The following is a 16,038-nucleotide window of genomic DNA, read 5'->3' as shown; positions in this document are numbered from 1 at the left end:
ATCAATAGAATTGCCAAGACTAATTTATATAATCATATAATATAAAAATTAGAACTTAGATTTGAACTCTTCTATGATTTTATAAAGTCCGTCCATATCTTCTATATCTTTTTTCTCTCTAATATCATCAAGTATATTCTGCTTATCAGCTCTCATATATTGAAGAAGTCTCCACTCAAATTCATGAACTCTATCAACTTCAATATTATCCAAGAAACCTTTAGTAGCAGCAAATATAACAACTACCTGTTCTTCAAAAGGTATAGGACTGTATTGTTTTTGTTTTAACAATTCAACCATTTTAGCACCTCTGTCTAATTGTGCCAAAGTAGCTTTATCAAGTCCAATACCAAGCTGAGAGAATGCCTCTAAAGATCTGTAAGAAGCAAGGTCAAGTCTTAAAGTACCAGCAACCTTTTTCATAGCTTTAGTCTGAGCATTACCGCCTACACGGGAAACTGATATACCTACATCAATTGCCGGACGAACACCGCTCATAAATAAACTAGTAAGCAAATATATCTGTCCGTCAGTAATAGAAATAACGTTAGTAGGAATATAAGCAGATACCTCATTATCCTGAGTTTCTATTATAGGAAGAGCTGTTAAAGAACCGCCTCCCAATTCATCACTAAGTTTTGCAGCTCTTTCAAGAAGTCTTGAATGCAAGTAGAATACATCACCAGGAAAAGCTTCCCTTCCAGGAGGTCTTCTTAAAAGTAATGATATCTGTCTGTAAGCATTAGCCTGCTTAGTTAAGTCATCATATATAATCAATGTATCTTTTTTCTGTTCATACATAAAATATTCTGCCATAGCACATCCGGCATAAGGAGCTATGTATTGAAGCGGAGCAGAATCAGCTGCAGTTGCCGCAACTACTATAGTGTATTCTAATGCTCCATGCTGTCTTAATGTATCAACAACACCAGCAACAGTAGAAGCCTTCTGTCCTATTGCTACATAAATACATATAACACCTGTACCTTTTTGATTAATTATAGCATCAAGAGCAATGGAAGTTTTACCTGTACCTCTGTCGCCGATGATAAGCTGTCTTTGACCTCTTCCTATAGGAGTCATAGAGTCAATAGCTTTAATACCTGTTTGAAGAGGCTGTTTTACTGCTTGTCTGTCAGCAATACCTGGTGCAGGAAATTCTATTACTCTCCTTTTATCAGTAGTTATCTCACCATGTCCGTCTATAGGTACACCCAAAGGATTAACAACTCTTCCAAGTAATGCATCTCCTACAGGTACTTCTAATATTCTTTTAAGCCTGCTTACTTTACTTCCTTCTTTAATTCCGTAATAATCACCTAGAACTATAGCACCAATAGTTTCTTCTTCCAAGTTAAAAGCAAGACCAACAGCACCGCTTTCAAAAAGTATCATTTCATTAGCCATAACATGTGGAAGCCCAATGATTCTAGCTATACCATCTCCAACCTCTACAACCACTCCAACTTCATTAGGAGTAAAATCAGCTTTATAATTCTTAATCTCCTCTTTAAGAACCGCTGCAATTTCACTAGCTTTTATATTCATAAGCAATTCCTCAAATATAAAATGTATCAATTATTTTCAGAAATAGAAGATTTCAATTCGGTAAGCAGTCTTCTTACACTATAGTCATATACAACATCTTCTACCTCTATTACCACACCGCCTATTATATTTTCATCTATATTAAATGTAAAATGTATGTCTTTATCTGATATCATATTCGTAATATGATCTTTAAGTTTATTCATATCTTCTGTATCTGTCATATTTGATGCAGTTGTAATTTTCACTACAATTATATTATAATATTCATTGCATAAGTTTTCATACTCTACTATTATTGCAAATAAAATATTAATCATATCTCTTTCTACTAAGATAGCAATAAGATTAAATGTTTCTTCTAAAATCTTATCTGCATATATTTTTTTTAATATACGCATTCTTAAATGTCCGTCTATGAAACTAGATTTAAAAAAATTAAATATATCATTATCAACAAGCAAAGATGAATAAACAACATTCAAATCGCTTTTAATTACCTCTATTTTACCTATATCTGAAGCAATATCAAACATAGCCTTTGCATAATTTTTGGCACTAGATTCATTTTTTACAATACGGCTAAATCTACTTGCCTTTTCTCTTGTAACCTCTCTAAGAACTTCTTTCTTGAGATCACTTAAAATGTTTTCAGCAATAGGATCCATATTATACAACTCCTATAATGTTTAATTAATTACCATAGGTAAATTTACTTTGCAATAAATCTATTTGTTTTTTTATACTATAATCATAAACTACAGAGCCAATATATACTATTATTCCGCCTATAATATTTTCATCAACTATAGTTTCATAGGATATTTCATTGCTGGAAAAACATTTAACTGTTTGAATAATATCTTCTACTGTTTTATCATCAATAGTACTTGCTGTAATAATACGAACTCTGACTATATTACTATAATCATCAGCTATCTCTTTATACAAAGCAACAATATCCGGCAGAACATCTATACTATCATGTTCTGTTAATATAGATACAAAAGCATAAGTTTCTTTAGAAAGTATTGGTTTTAATCTTTTATCTATTAATTCTTTTTTATCTTTTTTAGAAATTGATTTATCAAAAAAATATTTTTTTATATCAATATCCTGAAATAATTTTGAACATTCTGAAAGTTCATTATATATTTCTTTTATCATTCCAAGCTCTCTAGCTATATCAAATATAGCACTAGCTGTAGGTTTTAATATTTGCAGCTTATCACTTTCTTTCATAAGATTAATTTACTTCCTAAAAATTCTTAAATATCATCATTTCTGACTGTTTTCTTTATTTGCATTATTAATAAATTCATTAATCAAAGCCTGATTATCTTCTTTATTAATGTTTCTCTTAAGAATAGTTTCTGCCATAACAACAGCAATATCAAGTGCCTGTTTTTTTACACTATTCATAGCCTCTTCTTTAGATCTGTCTATTTCAGACATAATTTTGTTTTTATTAAGTTCTGCTTCCTCTCTAGCATTATTAATAATTTTATCTCTAATCCTATTAGCCTCAACTCTGGCATTTTCTATAATAGCACTAGCTTCAACCTTAGCATTATCAATTTGCTCTCTATATGCTGCCAAAGATTTTTTAGCATTTTCTCTAGTTTTCTCAGCCTCTTCCAAATCTTCTTGTATCTTGTCAGCACGAGCATTCAAACCCTTCAAAATTATTTTCCAAGTAGAAGCACCTAATATAGCAAGAACTAGTAAAAATGTGATCCAAGTCCAGATTATAATACCAGGATCTATTTTTAAAAGTGCCATACATATACCTCCAAATCAATTATTTACTATCTGTATTATTTTGTGAACAGTGCAAGAATACAAATAACCAAAGCAAAAAGTCCAACACCTTCTATTAATGCTGCTGCTATAAGCATTGCTGTTTGTATTTTACCTGATACTTCAGGCTGTCTAGCTATTCCTTCTACTGCTCTAGAACCTATAAAACCTATTCCTAAACCAACCCCTATAGCTGCAAGTCCTGCTCCAATTGCTGCACCTAATATAGAAAGTTCCATTTTTTTATTCTCCTTTTATGATAATTTTATTTATAATTAATGCTCATCACTAATAGCAATTCCAATATAAACTGCTGATAATAATGAGAATATATAAGCCTGTAAAACTGCTACAAACATTTCAAGAACATATATGAATCCTAAGAATAATACCGCAAATGGGGAAACTAATAATGTACCAGACATTACTATCAAATACGGTATAACTATCATCATTATATGCCCGCCTGTTATGTTTGCAAATAAACGAATCGCAAGAGCAAAAGCTCTGTTGAATAATGTAATAAACTCTAATACCCATATTATAGGTATTAAAGGTATAGGCAAACCTTTAGGCACCAAAGAAGTCCAATATTTTATTATGCCTTTTTTTCTTATTCCAGCAACAATATAAACTATAAATACAACTATAGCTATAGCAGCAGTGAATCCTATATTAGCTCCAAGTCCTCCTGCTATATAAGAATGATTTCCGTCTTCTGTAGGAAATTTAATGGATGCCGGTATAAGTCCTAATATATTTGAAAATAATACGAATAAAAATACTGTAAGACAAAAAGGTACATATTTCTTACCCTCTTCTCCTAAAGTAGCACCGATAACATCCTTATTCATATAATCTATCAAACCTTCTAATATACTTTGTAAATATGTAGGTCTATTTAAAGGACGTTTAAGTTTATGAGCTAAATATTTCATACTGCATACAGATAAAATACCCGCTAAAGTTACCAATATTATATGTTTTGTTATTTTAAAATCAAAATCAATGTATTTTCCAAATTTTATAGGAATTGTATAGAATGGATGGGAAGTATTATCAGTTATCTCTTCCATTATATAATCATTAATAGTTTCAGCACCGTAAAGAACATTGACAGAAAATACACAGCTTAATATTAAAGTTAATATAAAAACTTTCCTAAGCAAAAATAATTCTTTAATCATAATAAACAATTACTACCTTGTATACAAATTTCATAAAAATGATAAAAATATTTATTATAAATTGTAATAATTTTATAACTATTAAATAAAAAATCAACTATTATTGCAGCTTATTTTTTTATTTTATCTAAATTTAATTTATATTAAAAATTCAAAATAAATTAAAAATTAGCCAAAGCTTCAGTTTCTGTTGTAAATACAGGGAAAAAACTATTAATTTTAGTAAGTTCAAACACCTTTTTAACAGGATCTGTAACTTTTACAAAGCATATTTTACCATTTACCTTCTTAAATGTACCAAGTGCCGAAATAAATACCCCTATTCCACTACTATCTATATAATAGACATCTTCCATATCTATTATTATTTTTTTTGCTCCAAGTTCTATTTGTGAAAAAATAGAATCTTTTAAATCAGATGAGGTATAAACATCAATATCTCCATCCAATTTCAATATTACAGTGTTATTCTCTAACTCTTTGATATTTACTTCCATGATAATAAAACTCCATTAAAAAAATATTGAAGTCATTTTATGTTCTAATTTTAAACTAAATATAAATATTTACAATAGTTAATTACAAATATTTTATGTAGCAAATGTTGTATATAGCTGTTTTTTTGATTGAGTTTAACAAATTGTGTATAAAAATCGTAAATTTCCTATACAAAATATATTGACAATAAAAAATAATTGTAATAATATGTATTTCACAAATAAAAATGACACTAGTATCGTTTTTATTTTCATATTAATTTTTCAAGTACGAGGTGAACACCAAAATAATACAATGCCTAAAGTAAATCAAGAATATTTTGAGAACAAAAGGAAGATAATACTAGATGCAGCTATGAGTGTATTTTTTAAGAAGCCTGCATATAGTGTAAGAATGAAAGATATTGTTAAAGAGTCAGGTTTAAGTCAAGGAGGTGTTTACAAATATTATTCAAATATAGATGAAATTGTAATAGCATTGATTAACAGCAATAAAACTGAAGTAAATCCTAGAGATATTATAGAAAATTATTATGATGAACCTGAAAAAGCTATATTTGAATTATTCGATGCTTTTAGAAAATTTTTCTTTATAACAGCCAAGGAATTTGGAAAGATAATGTTTGAATTGCAGGCTATGTTTTTTAACAGTAAAGAAAGAATGCAGAAATTGAAAGATAATATAAATAAAGACCTTGTATTAAATTATTGGTTTTCAGAACTGTTAATATTCATAGATAAGAAAATTGATGAAAAATATTTCAATCCGGTAATAGATCCTCAAGACATTTATATGCAGATGATAGTGGCAGCATCAGGAATAGGAAACGAATTAATATTAAATAAATATTATAACCTAGACAGAAAGCTATACTATTACAAAGGAGATGAAGAAAATATATACCATGGAGAAGCAGGAAGAACATTAGATGTGAATTTGGATAATTTAATTGACACATTATATAAAACATTGCTGCTTTTGCTTGGAAGTAAAAACATACACAAATACAGCTTTAAAAATTAATATTTTTTATCAAATGAATTAAATAATAAGAGCTAATATTCTATGATTTGATGCGATAAGGAGAGTAAATGAAAATAAGTGTTAAAATAATTTTATGTTCTATTGTATTTATAAATATTTTATATGGTCAAACAAATACTTTGACTTATGCTGCTTATATGGAAACTATAAGAGATCAAATACCAGAACTAAAAATAAATGCTGTAACAGAAACTAATGCTCAGATGAATTTACTTAGTGCTGAAAGTTCAGGAGATGTAAATTTATCTGCACAGTTTGGAGCAGTAGGTAAATACGGAAGTTTATCAAGCGGATACACTAGTACTACAGCTAGCCCAAGTGTCAATGCCGCAGGAATACAGGCTGGAATTGGACTAGGTTCTTTAATACCTTATACAGGAACTAAATGGTCTGTTAATTTAACTCATACTTCTTTTTTAGGCGGTAAATTAAATATGCCTGGAGGTCAGTCTGTAGATTTTAATAATTATCAGCCTTCATTAACATTAGAAGTAACTCAGCCTCTTTTAAGAAATTTTTTCGGTACTTTAGATAAATATCCTATAAAAGATGCTGAATATGCTCTTGCTATAGCTAAGCTTCAAAGAAAATTAGATGATGCCAGCGTTATTGTTTCATATCAGAAAATTTATTATCAATGGATAATGTACGAAAAACTTCTTGCTTATTACAGAAACATGTATATAACTGCTAAAAGATTTGAAAATCAGATGAGAGACAGATACAATAACGGACTTATAGATAATGACTCTTATCAGAACGCAAGAACACAAACTATGGTTTACAGTGATTATTATGCACAGAATCAGGTTTACTTAGATAGTCTTTTAGCAACTGTAAGTTTCTTTATGCCTGTAACTAATATAAAGCCGGATCATACTACTTGGGATGCTTATTTAGATTTAGGAAGCAATATGCAGATGGAGGCAGTTCCTTTCGCTGATAGTATAAACGGACAAATAGCATATCAATCTAAAATAAGAGCTGAATATACTCTTGATGCTATGAAAAACGGTACATTACCTAATTTAGACTTTGTAGGAAGTGTAAGTCTTAATGGTCTTAGTCCTAATACTGAAGGATATTTTAAATCTTTCGGCAGTATGACAAATGTTGATTTCTTTGCCGGAGTGCAGTTCTCTTATCCATTAGGAAACAGAGCAAATAAAGCACAATATCAAATGGCTGAAAACTCATTATATGGAATAATAGCTCAATATGATCAATTAGAAAAAGATTTTAATACTCAATTACAGACATATATTTCTAAATTTAATGCTTACAAAAATTTAATAGCAAGCAAACAAATGCAGATAAGAGCAATTAATTCAAGAATAGCTACTCAGCTTCAAAAACTTGATCAAGGACGTTTAGAAATCGATGATTTACTTACATCAAGGTTGGAACTTGTAGCTACTCAGACAGAGCTTTTGAATCTTCAGTACGAATTTATAACGACTATATTTGATTACAGAGCTTTGCTTGCCATAGATTATGAATAAAATAAATAATTTTTTAATTAGCAACTTTCAATAAGGATTTTAGAGGGATAAAAATATTTATTAGGGGGTTAATTAATAAAAAATTAACCCCTCTAATAACAAAATCTTTATTTACATTAATACATATAAAAAAGAGGAGATTAAGCAATATATGGAAAGAATTATAGTATTTTTTGCCAAAAAAACGATGCTTGTAAATATAATAGTAATGGCCATATTATTTGTAGGAGGCTACTACTACTTTAACCTAAGAAAAGAATCAATTCCATCTACAGATTTGGATATGATGTTAATATCTGTAGTATATCCCGGTGCTACTCCGCTTGACGTAGAACAAAATGCTGTTATACCTATAGAAGAAGAATTACAGGGAATATCCGGTATAGATGAATATAATACAACAATTATTGAAAATGCCGCAATTATTTTAGTAAAACTAGATGAAACTATACCAAATAGACAGCCTGTTAAAGACGAAATATTCAGACAAATGCAGAATGTTCCGGATTTATCAGAAGATGTTGAAGAAGTTACAACTTATGACTTAAACCCTAATAAAATGGATATATACACTTTAGCTGTACACTTCAAAGAAGGTATGGAAGGTGATGAAAGAGAATTATTTGATTTCAGCCAAAGACTTGAAAATGAACTTGTAAGACTTGAAGGCGTATCTGAAATAAGAGTTGATGGAAGAACAGACCCTGAAATTAAAGTGTATGTTGATCCTATAAAAATGCAGCAAAACTATATAGCTTTAAGCGATGTTGTTAATGCACTTAGCATAAGAAACATAAGAGCTACAGGCGGTGACATAGAAACAGGCGGAAAGGAACAAACTGTTGTAACTTACGGTGAATTCCAAGATCCTATGGAAGCAAGTAATGTTATAATTCGTTCTACATTCAATGGACAGAGAGTAAGAATTAATGATATAGCAAATGTTAAATCAGGTTTTGAAGATAAAACTGTATACATGAGAGTAAACAGAGCAGCTGGTTATTCTTTGTCAGTTGTAAAAAATGAAAATGCTGACATTCTTAAAACTATTGATGTAGTGAATCAATATTTAGCTGAAAATGCTGATATAGTTCCTGATAATATTCAAGTATCCGTTATGGGTGATAAATCAAGAACTATTAAATCACTTTTAAGTATTGTAACTTCAAACCTTATTCAAGGATTTATAATCATCTTTATAACTTTGATTATATTCTTGGATTTCAAAAGTGCTATGTTCACAAGTTTGGGTATGATACTCACTATGTTTGCATGTTTTATATATATGCAGGTAGCAGGAATAACATTCAATACAATGTCATTAGCTGCTATTATTACGGTACTTGGTATGATAGTAGACAACTCTATCGTAGTATCTGAAAATATATTCAACTTTAAACAGGCAGGATATAAAGGACTTGAAGCTACAAGGCTCGCCGTTTCCGATGTTGTAATGCCTATGCTTGCTTCAACACTTACAACTGTTGCTGCATTCTTCCCTATGCTTACAATCAGCGGTATAATGGGTAAAATATTAAACCTTTTCCCAAGAATCGTTATATTTACACTTGTTGTTAGTATGCTTCAGGCAGTATTAATACTTCCTAACCAATTGCAGGATAAAGAAGATAAATATAAATCTTATAAACCTAAAAAGAAAAGTAAATTTAAAAATCCTCTTGATTTCGATAAAGATGCTTTATTCGATAAAATGAAAATACCTTTCGGTGCAATATTAGAGAAATTAATACATGTAAGATATATAGTTATAGGATTTTTCATACTTATGTTTATAGCTTCTATATTCTTAGCACAAAACAGTTTCAAAAACTTCGTACTTATATACGATACAAGTGCTGATACTATAGTTATCAATATAGAAATGCCTACAGGTACTACAAAAGAAGTTACAACTCAGCAGATTGCTAAAATAGAAGATGCTGTTTCTAAAGTAGTAAAACCTGAAGAACTTATTGCTTTATACTCTCTTGTAGGTAAGCAGGTTGACCAAGAAATAGTTTCTGAAGAAAAAGGAAGTTTGGCAGGTATTATGGTTTATTTAGTTCCTGCTGCTGAAAGAACTAGAACAGCTGATGAGCTTGTTGCTTTAATAAATCAGGAAATAGATAAAACAGATATAAGACAGACAGTTCCTATATTTATGATGAATACTAAAGGTTCTGTTGACCCTGGTGATCCTGTAGATATTAAAATAGTAGGAAATGACACTGAACTTGCTAAAAAAGCTAAAGATGAAATCAAGGCATTTTTAGCTACTGTTCCTGGAGTTATAGATATTGATGATGATGATAAAATAGGTAAAGAAGAATTAAGAGTTATGCTTGATTATAATAAAATAGCAGAACTTGGAGTTAGCGTAGCAAATGTAGCTAATGAAGTAAGAACAGCATATTATGGTACTGAAGCTACATATATACAGGAACTTGAAAATAAATTAGATTTCAGAGTAGTATTTGATGATCAGTTTACTTATGATGCTAAATATTTAAATGATCTTTTAATACCTAACTCTCAAGGAAGATTAATATATCTTAAAAACATTGCATCAGTAGAAAAAGCTAATGGTCTTTCAACATTAAAACACTATAATGGAGAAAGAACAATAACTATTACAGCTGGTATAGAATATGGAAAAAATACTTCTCAGCAGGTTATGGCAGCAGTAAGTGAAAGATTTAAAGATTTCAATAAAGAATACAGAGGCTTAAAATTAGAGTTCGGCGGTGAAGCTAAAGAAACTATGAAAGCTATAAAACAATTATTATTCAGTTTTGCTATGGCATTCATATTTGTATACATTGTATTATTGCTTCAGTTAAACAGATTCATACAGCCTATTATGATAATGATAATTATTCCATTCGGTTTGATTGGTGTATTATTAGGATTCGCTATTCACAAAATGCCTTTATCATTCATGGGTGTTGTAGGTATCATCGGTTTGGCAGGTGTTGTTGTAAACAATGGTATTATACTTGTTGACTTGATTAACAAAATCATAGATGAAGGTGTTGAAGGAGGTAAAAGAGGCGTTGCTAAGGCTATTGTTGACGGAGCTAAGCAGAGACTTCGTCCGGTATTCTTAACTACTGTTACTACAGTTGTAGGACTTTTACCTACTGTTTATGGTATAGGCGGTAGAGCTGATATCATTATTCCTATAGTTATGGCATTAGCTTATGGACTTTTATTTGCTTCTTTGCTTACACTCATATTCTTACCTTGTATGTTTATGATTATGTTTGACTTAAGACTTATAAAAATACCTCCTACAAAAAATCCTTCAGAGGAAATTACTACTACTATAACTACTGCAGGACATTAATATATAACTTGTACTTAAAATAATTAATAAAGCTAATAGAAAATAAAAAACTTCTATTAGCTTTATTATTATTATTTAATTGAATATAATACAAAATGATTTTTAAATATTATAATAGTTGACAATTTTACCATTTATAAATATGATTATTTTTAAATCAATAGTTACGATAATGTAGACAATAACGAAGGAGCTATTCTAGAACTATGGCTAAAACTATTAAATGTAAATCTTGCAAAACAGTTAATGATAAATATGCTAAACAATGCAGATCATGCGGAACTTTGCTTTATCCTGAAATTTCACATAAAAATGCTGAACTTATTTCTATTATATTAGATGGAATATTTGCTTTTATATACTTATTTGGAATATATCTTTTTATAGTTAATTGCAATAATGATGAAACACCTAAATATATTACTATATTACCGGCACCAAATACATTGCCTTATTTTTTAATAATATTATTATTTTTGGCATTTGCTGCTAGTAAGATACTTTATATAGTGAATGTATTCGCACTTAAAAAAGATATTATATTTACTATTAGGCGATTCAGTATGTTTATTGAAGCTATTATAATGTTTCCGCTTCAGACAATACTCGCATTATATTTTTATGAGCCTGCCACAAATCAGGATAAAATGAATAAAAAAATGGATTAATATATGGCTTTAACTATATTAAAAAATATAAAAAGTGCATATAAATTTATTAGTGATAATAAGGATAAGACTATAGCTCTTATACCTACTATGGGAGCTTTACATGAAGGACATGCCGCTTTAATAAAAAAGGCAAAAAAAGAATGTAATATTGTAATTGTAAGTATATTTCTCAATCCTCTTCAATTCACAAAAGTGGAAGATATAGAAAAATATCCAGAGGATTTAGATAAGGATAAAAAACTTTTGTCAGAATTGCAGGCAGATGTTCTATTTTTACCATCTGTTGAAGAGATGATACCTGATGATTATGCTATGCATATAAATATAGAAAATAATAAATTCAATATAATTTCAAGACCTATATATTATAGAGGAATAATAACAATAACATTAAAACTATTCAATATAATATCACCTACTTATGTATATTTAACAGAATATGATTATCAGGAAATGTTTATAATAAAAAAAATAATAAAAGATTTAAATTATAATATAGCATTAAAAACTATTCCTATAGTAAGAGATGAGAATATGATAGCTTTAAGCAGTTTAAATAGTTTATTAAGTGAGAGAGAAAAAGAAGAAGCTACTATAATATATAAACTTCTAAAAGAGGCAAGAGAAGAGTTTAAAAAAGGCGGTACTAAATCATCATATTTAATAGATATAATAAAGAATAATCTAAAATCTCATAAAATGCTGAAATTAGAATATATTTATATAGCAGATAAAGAAACTTTAGCTAATGTAGAAACAGCAACAAGAAATTCAATAATACTTATATCATGCTACTGCGGATCGACAAGATTATTAGATAATATGCCTTTGAAATAGAAATATTATATTGAGATAATATTATGAAAAAAATATCAAAAATAGTAAAAATAATTGGTATAAAAAAATTAAAAGGCATTATAAAAATAATAGGAATAAAGAATATACCTAAAGTTATTAAATCTAAAAATATTATAGATGTAGTAAAAATAGTAGGGATAAATAAATCTGTTAGAATAATCAAGTTAATAGGCATCAAAACAAGCTTTCAAATAGCTAGAATAATTTTATAAATTAAATTTGACTTTACAATATATTCATGTTATAATTACGCACCGTTACATTTTTAAGATTAAAACTACCAAATTTTTTTAAAACGTTAAATCAAGGTGTGTATGTTATGGATAAAAAAACATTAAAAACAAAAAACAGTACTTACGTTTTATCACAAAAAGATATAAAGCAAAATTGGCTAATAATCGATGCCAAAGGTAAGTCATTAGGAAGAGTAGCAAGCAGAGCAGCTTATATGCTTAAAGGAAAACATAAAGTAGACTATGCATACAACTTAGACAATGGTGATTATGTTATCATCATCAATGCTAAAGACATAGTATTAACAGGAAATAAAAAGAAAGGAAAAATTCACTATAGACATACAGGTTATCCAGGCGGTATAAAAGCTATAAGCTACGGCGAATTATTAGAAAAAAATCCTGAAAGAATGGTAAAAATAGCTGTAAAAGGTATGCTTTCTCATAATCCATTAGGAAGACTTCATCTTAAGAAGTTAAAAGTATATGCAGGAAGCGAGCATCCGCATGAAGCTAATAAACCTACTGTAGTAAATATATAATTAGGAGATAAAAATGGCAGCTAAACAATTAACTATTTTTACTGGTAAAAGAAAAACAGCTAATGCAAGAGTTCGTATAACTTTAGGCAGCGGCAAAATTTTAATAAATGGAAAAAATTATGCTGAATACTTCTGCAATAGAGCAGCTCTTCTTAAAGTAGTAGAAGATGCTTTGAAAGTAACAGGTAATTTTGGAAAATATGATGTATTTGCTAATGTTCATGGCGGCGGTGTTTCTGCTCAGGCTGATGCAGTTAGACATGGTATCGCTAAGGCTTTAGTGGGTGAAAGTCAGGATTTCAGAACTACTTTAAAAAGAAATGGATTCCTTACTAGAGATTCTCGTGTAGTTGAACGTAAAAAATACGGAAGATCTGGTGCTAGAAAACGTTTCCAATTCTCAAAACGTTAAGATATCTTTTTATTGGGTTACTATTGCTTAAAGGTTTGTATAATGACTGCTAAGAAGTTAAAGAAATTTAAAGATTTATTATTAGAAGAAAAGAGAAAGACTTTAGATGAATTATTAAGCGGAAATGAAACTTATGAAGCTCTTAAAGATGATTCTCATGGTGATATGGTTGATATAGCATTTCAAGCTTATGAAAAACAAAATCTAATGAATTTCTCTCAAAAAGAAAAAGACAAATTAGATATGCTTAATAATGCGCTTAAAAGAATAGAAGAAGGCACTTATGGTAAGTGTATTGATTGTAAAGAAGAAATCAATGAAGAAAGATTAACTGCTTTGCCTTATACTTTAAGATGTGTAAACTGCATGTCTAAATATGAAGATAAAAAACGTCGCGAAAAAATGTAATAATGTATGTTAAAGTTGTTTTCAATCTGCCTATAGATAGAATACTTACATACAGAAAACCAGATGAGATTAATGATAGCTTGGTAGGATGTAGAGTTGTAGCTCCTATTAAGGGAAAAAATAATAAGGGTATTGTTGTAGAAGAAGTTGAAACTATAGACGGTAACTATAAAGTATATCCTATCAAAGCTAGAATTGATCTTGAACCTATTTGTTCAGATAAAGAATTCAAATTAGCAAAATGGATGAGTAATTATTATCATTCATCTTTCGGAGAGGCATTATTTGCCGCACTTCCTGTAGGTACTCCAGCAAAAAAAGAAAAAAAAGCTAAACCAATACCTGCAAAACAAAAACCATATTTAAAACTTAATGAAGAACAAGAAGCCGTACTTAAAAAAATTAATGAAAGTATAGACTCAAATAACCCAAAAACTTTTCTACTTCATGGCGTAACAGGAAGCGGTAAAACAGAAGTATATCTTCAAGCTATAAAGAAAGTCGTTGATATGGGAAAGCAGGCAATAGTCATACTTCCTGAAATATCTTTAACACCTCAAACTATAAAAAGATTTGCTGAAAGATTTGAAGGAAAAATAGCAGTACTTCATAGCAAATTATCTCCTAATTCTAAATACAGATATTGGCAGATGATAAAAAAAGATGAGATAAAAATTGTTATAGGAGCTAGAAGCGCTATATTCTCCCCTACTCCCAATTTAGGTATAATCGTTATAGATGAAGAGCATGAAACAAGCTATAAGGCAGGAGATACCCCAAGATATCATGCAAGACAGGTTGCTTTTTATAGGAAATCTCAGGAAAATGCCACATTACTATTAGGAAGCGCCACTCCTTCTATAGAAAGTTTCTACTATGCTTCAATTGGAAAAATAGAACTTCTAAGTCTAAAGAAAAGAGCAGCTTCTGTTAATATGCCTGAGGTTAAAATATTAGATTTGAAAAAAGAAAAAAGAGCTGATGCTTTTCCTATGATCACTCAAAAACTTGTTGAAGAAATAAATAAAAAGTTGGAAAAAAAAGAGCAAATTATACTATTTCTTAATCGTAAAGGGTATGCCCCTGTTGTTAGCTGTTCATATTGTCAGAGAGTTTTGGAATGCCCTAATTGTTCTGTATCACTTACTTATCATAAAAAGAAAAATGTTGTTATGTGTCATTACTGCGGATATACTCAATATTTAGATGAGCTTTGCGATGAATGTAAAATAGGACATTTTGAAAGAATAGGAAGCGGTACCGAAAAAGTGGAAGAACATTTAAATATACTTTTTCCAAATGCTGTAGTAGAAAGAATGGATCAGGATACCGTTGGAGGAACAAAAAACTATGAAAAAATATTTAAAAGATTTTCTGACGGAGAAATAGATATATTAGTTGGTACGCAGATGATAGCTAAAGGACTTGATTTTCCTAATGTTACTTTAGTCGGAGTATTATTTGCTGATATGTCTCTTCATATACCTGATTTCAGAAGTGCTGAAAGAACTTTCAATTTAATAACTCAAGTAGCAGGAAGAAGCGGAAGAGGAGATAAAAAAGGAATAGTATATATTCAAACCTATTCACCTAATAATTACAGTATAGAATGTGCTAAAAATCATGATTACATATCTTTTTATAATAAAGAAATAGAAAATAGAAAAGCACCTTTAAATTATCCTCCGTTTTCAAGACTTGTTAGATTAGTGATAAGGGGAATAGATGAAAAAAAAGTGGAAAATGATGCAAATAAAATAGCAGATATGCTCCGAATGGAAACTTATAATGATTCAGACAAAATAATAATCCTAGGAGCAACCGCATGTGCTATGAGTAAATTAAATAAATATTACAGATGGAATATTCTTATAAAAACGCCGTCTCATTCTTTACTAAAAAACTTCTTTAACAAACTAAATACTAGTTTTGCAGCAGACAAAGGAAATTATATAGAAATAGATATAGATCCAATAAATATGCTTTAAT

The 16,038-nt window shown here is 29.3% G+C and carries 17 protein-coding genes; 10 read left to right on the top strand and 7 right to left on the bottom strand.

The window, feature by feature from the left end; all coding sequences use genetic code 11:
- Positions 1-48 precede the first annotated feature (48 nt).
- The 7 genes from atpA to BHYOB78_RS01960 all read right to left on the bottom strand — a co-directional run bounded on the left by atpA (position 49) and on the right by BHYOB78_RS01960 (position 5,032).
- Entirely contained in the window at positions 49-1,548 is a 1,500-nt protein-coding gene (gene atpA, locus BHYOB78_RS01990; protein WP_020064483.1) for a F0F1 ATP synthase subunit alpha, read from the bottom strand.
- A gap of 26 nt (positions 1,549-1,574) precedes the next feature.
- Positions 1,575-2,216, bottom strand: coding sequence for an ATP synthase F1 subunit delta (atpH, locus tag BHYOB78_RS01985; protein WP_012671682.1), 642 nt, complete (start codon positions 2,214-2,216; stop codon positions 1,575-1,577).
- A gap of 25 nt (positions 2,217-2,241) precedes the next feature.
- Positions 2,242-2,790 (bottom strand): ATP synthase F1 subunit delta, encoded by a 549-nt coding sequence (atpH, locus tag BHYOB78_RS01980; protein ID WP_012671681.1) that lies wholly within the window; start codon positions 2,788-2,790, stop codon positions 2,242-2,244.
- A 36-nt stretch (positions 2,791-2,826) separates the two neighbouring features.
- A complete protein-coding gene (gene atpF, locus BHYOB78_RS01975; RefSeq protein WP_012671680.1) occupies positions 2,827-3,330 on the bottom strand; it encodes a F0F1 ATP synthase subunit B in 504 nt (167 codons plus the stop codon).
- A gap of 35 nt (positions 3,331-3,365) precedes the next feature.
- Positions 3,366-3,587, bottom strand: a complete 222-nt coding sequence (gene atpE / locus BHYOB78_RS01970) for an ATP synthase F0 subunit C (protein ID WP_008723511.1) — start codon at positions 3,585-3,587, stop codon at positions 3,366-3,368.
- A 36-nt stretch (positions 3,588-3,623) separates the two neighbouring features.
- On the bottom strand, positions 3,624-4,535 hold the full coding sequence (atpB, locus tag BHYOB78_RS01965) for a F0F1 ATP synthase subunit A (protein ID WP_012671679.1): 912 nt from the start codon (positions 4,533-4,535) through the stop codon (positions 3,624-3,626).
- A 161-nt stretch (positions 4,536-4,696) separates the two neighbouring features.
- On the bottom strand, positions 4,697-5,032 hold the full coding sequence (locus tag BHYOB78_RS01960) for an STAS domain-containing protein (protein ID WP_012671678.1): 336 nt from the start codon (positions 5,030-5,032) through the stop codon (positions 4,697-4,699).
- 295 nt (positions 5,033-5,327) lie between these two features.
- On the opposite strand from BHYOB78_RS01960, the gene BHYOB78_RS01955 reads away from it, so the two are divergent.
- From BHYOB78_RS01955 to priA, 10 genes are all read left to right on the top strand, one after another.
- Complete coding sequence (locus BHYOB78_RS01955) at positions 5,328-6,056, top strand: TetR/AcrR family transcriptional regulator (protein ID WP_012671677.1); 729 nt, start codon at positions 5,328-5,330, stop codon at positions 6,054-6,056.
- Between the two features lie 68 nt (positions 6,057-6,124).
- Entirely contained in the window at positions 6,125-7,579 is a 1,455-nt protein-coding gene (locus tag BHYOB78_RS01950) for a TolC family protein (protein WP_012671676.1), read from the top strand.
- Positions 7,580-7,730: 151 nt separating this feature from the next.
- A complete protein-coding gene (locus BHYOB78_RS01945; protein ID WP_020064482.1) occupies positions 7,731-10,925 on the top strand; it encodes an efflux RND transporter permease subunit in 3,195 nt (1,064 codons plus the stop codon).
- 206 nt (positions 10,926-11,131) lie between these two features.
- Positions 11,132-11,593 carry a hypothetical protein gene (locus BHYOB78_RS01940; protein ID WP_020064481.1) on the top strand — a complete coding sequence of 154 codons (462 nt, stop codon included), beginning with the start codon at positions 11,132-11,134 and terminating at the stop codon, positions 11,591-11,593.
- A gap of 3 nt (positions 11,594-11,596) precedes the next feature.
- Positions 11,597-12,433 (top strand): pantoate--beta-alanine ligase, encoded by an 837-nt coding sequence (panC, locus tag BHYOB78_RS01935; protein ID WP_020064480.1) that lies wholly within the window; start codon positions 11,597-11,599, stop codon positions 12,431-12,433.
- A 23-nt stretch (positions 12,434-12,456) separates the two neighbouring features.
- Positions 12,457-12,666, top strand: coding sequence for a hypothetical protein (locus tag BHYOB78_RS01930; RefSeq protein ID WP_012671672.1), 210 nt, complete (start codon positions 12,457-12,459; stop codon positions 12,664-12,666).
- A 107-nt stretch (positions 12,667-12,773) separates the two neighbouring features.
- Entirely contained in the window at positions 12,774-13,229 is a 456-nt protein-coding gene (rplM, locus tag BHYOB78_RS01925) for a 50S ribosomal protein L13 (RefSeq protein ID WP_020064479.1), read from the top strand.
- A gap of 13 nt (positions 13,230-13,242) precedes the next feature.
- Positions 13,243-13,641 carry a 30S ribosomal protein S9 gene (gene rpsI, locus BHYOB78_RS01920; RefSeq protein WP_008723492.1) on the top strand — a complete coding sequence of 133 codons (399 nt, stop codon included), beginning with the start codon at positions 13,243-13,245 and terminating at the stop codon, positions 13,639-13,641.
- A gap of 42 nt (positions 13,642-13,683) precedes the next feature.
- A complete protein-coding gene (locus BHYOB78_RS01915) occupies positions 13,684-14,049 on the top strand; it encodes a TraR/DksA family transcriptional regulator (RefSeq protein ID WP_012671669.1) in 366 nt (121 codons plus the stop codon).
- 2 nt (positions 14,050-14,051) lie between these two features.
- Positions 14,052-16,037: a replication restart helicase PriA gene (priA, locus tag BHYOB78_RS01910; protein WP_020064478.1), complete on the top strand. Its 1,986-nt coding sequence runs from the start codon at positions 14,052-14,054 to the stop codon at positions 16,035-16,037.
- The last annotated feature ends 1 nt before the right edge of the window (position 16,038 follow it).

The organism is Brachyspira hyodysenteriae ATCC 27164 (genome assembly GCF_001676785.2).
GTDB classification, from domain to species: Bacteria; Spirochaetota; Brachyspiria; order Brachyspirales; family Brachyspiraceae; genus Brachyspira; species Brachyspira hyodysenteriae.
The sequence above is the reverse complement of the archived record's forward strand: the minus strand, read 5'-3'. Positions and strand labels throughout refer to the sequence as shown.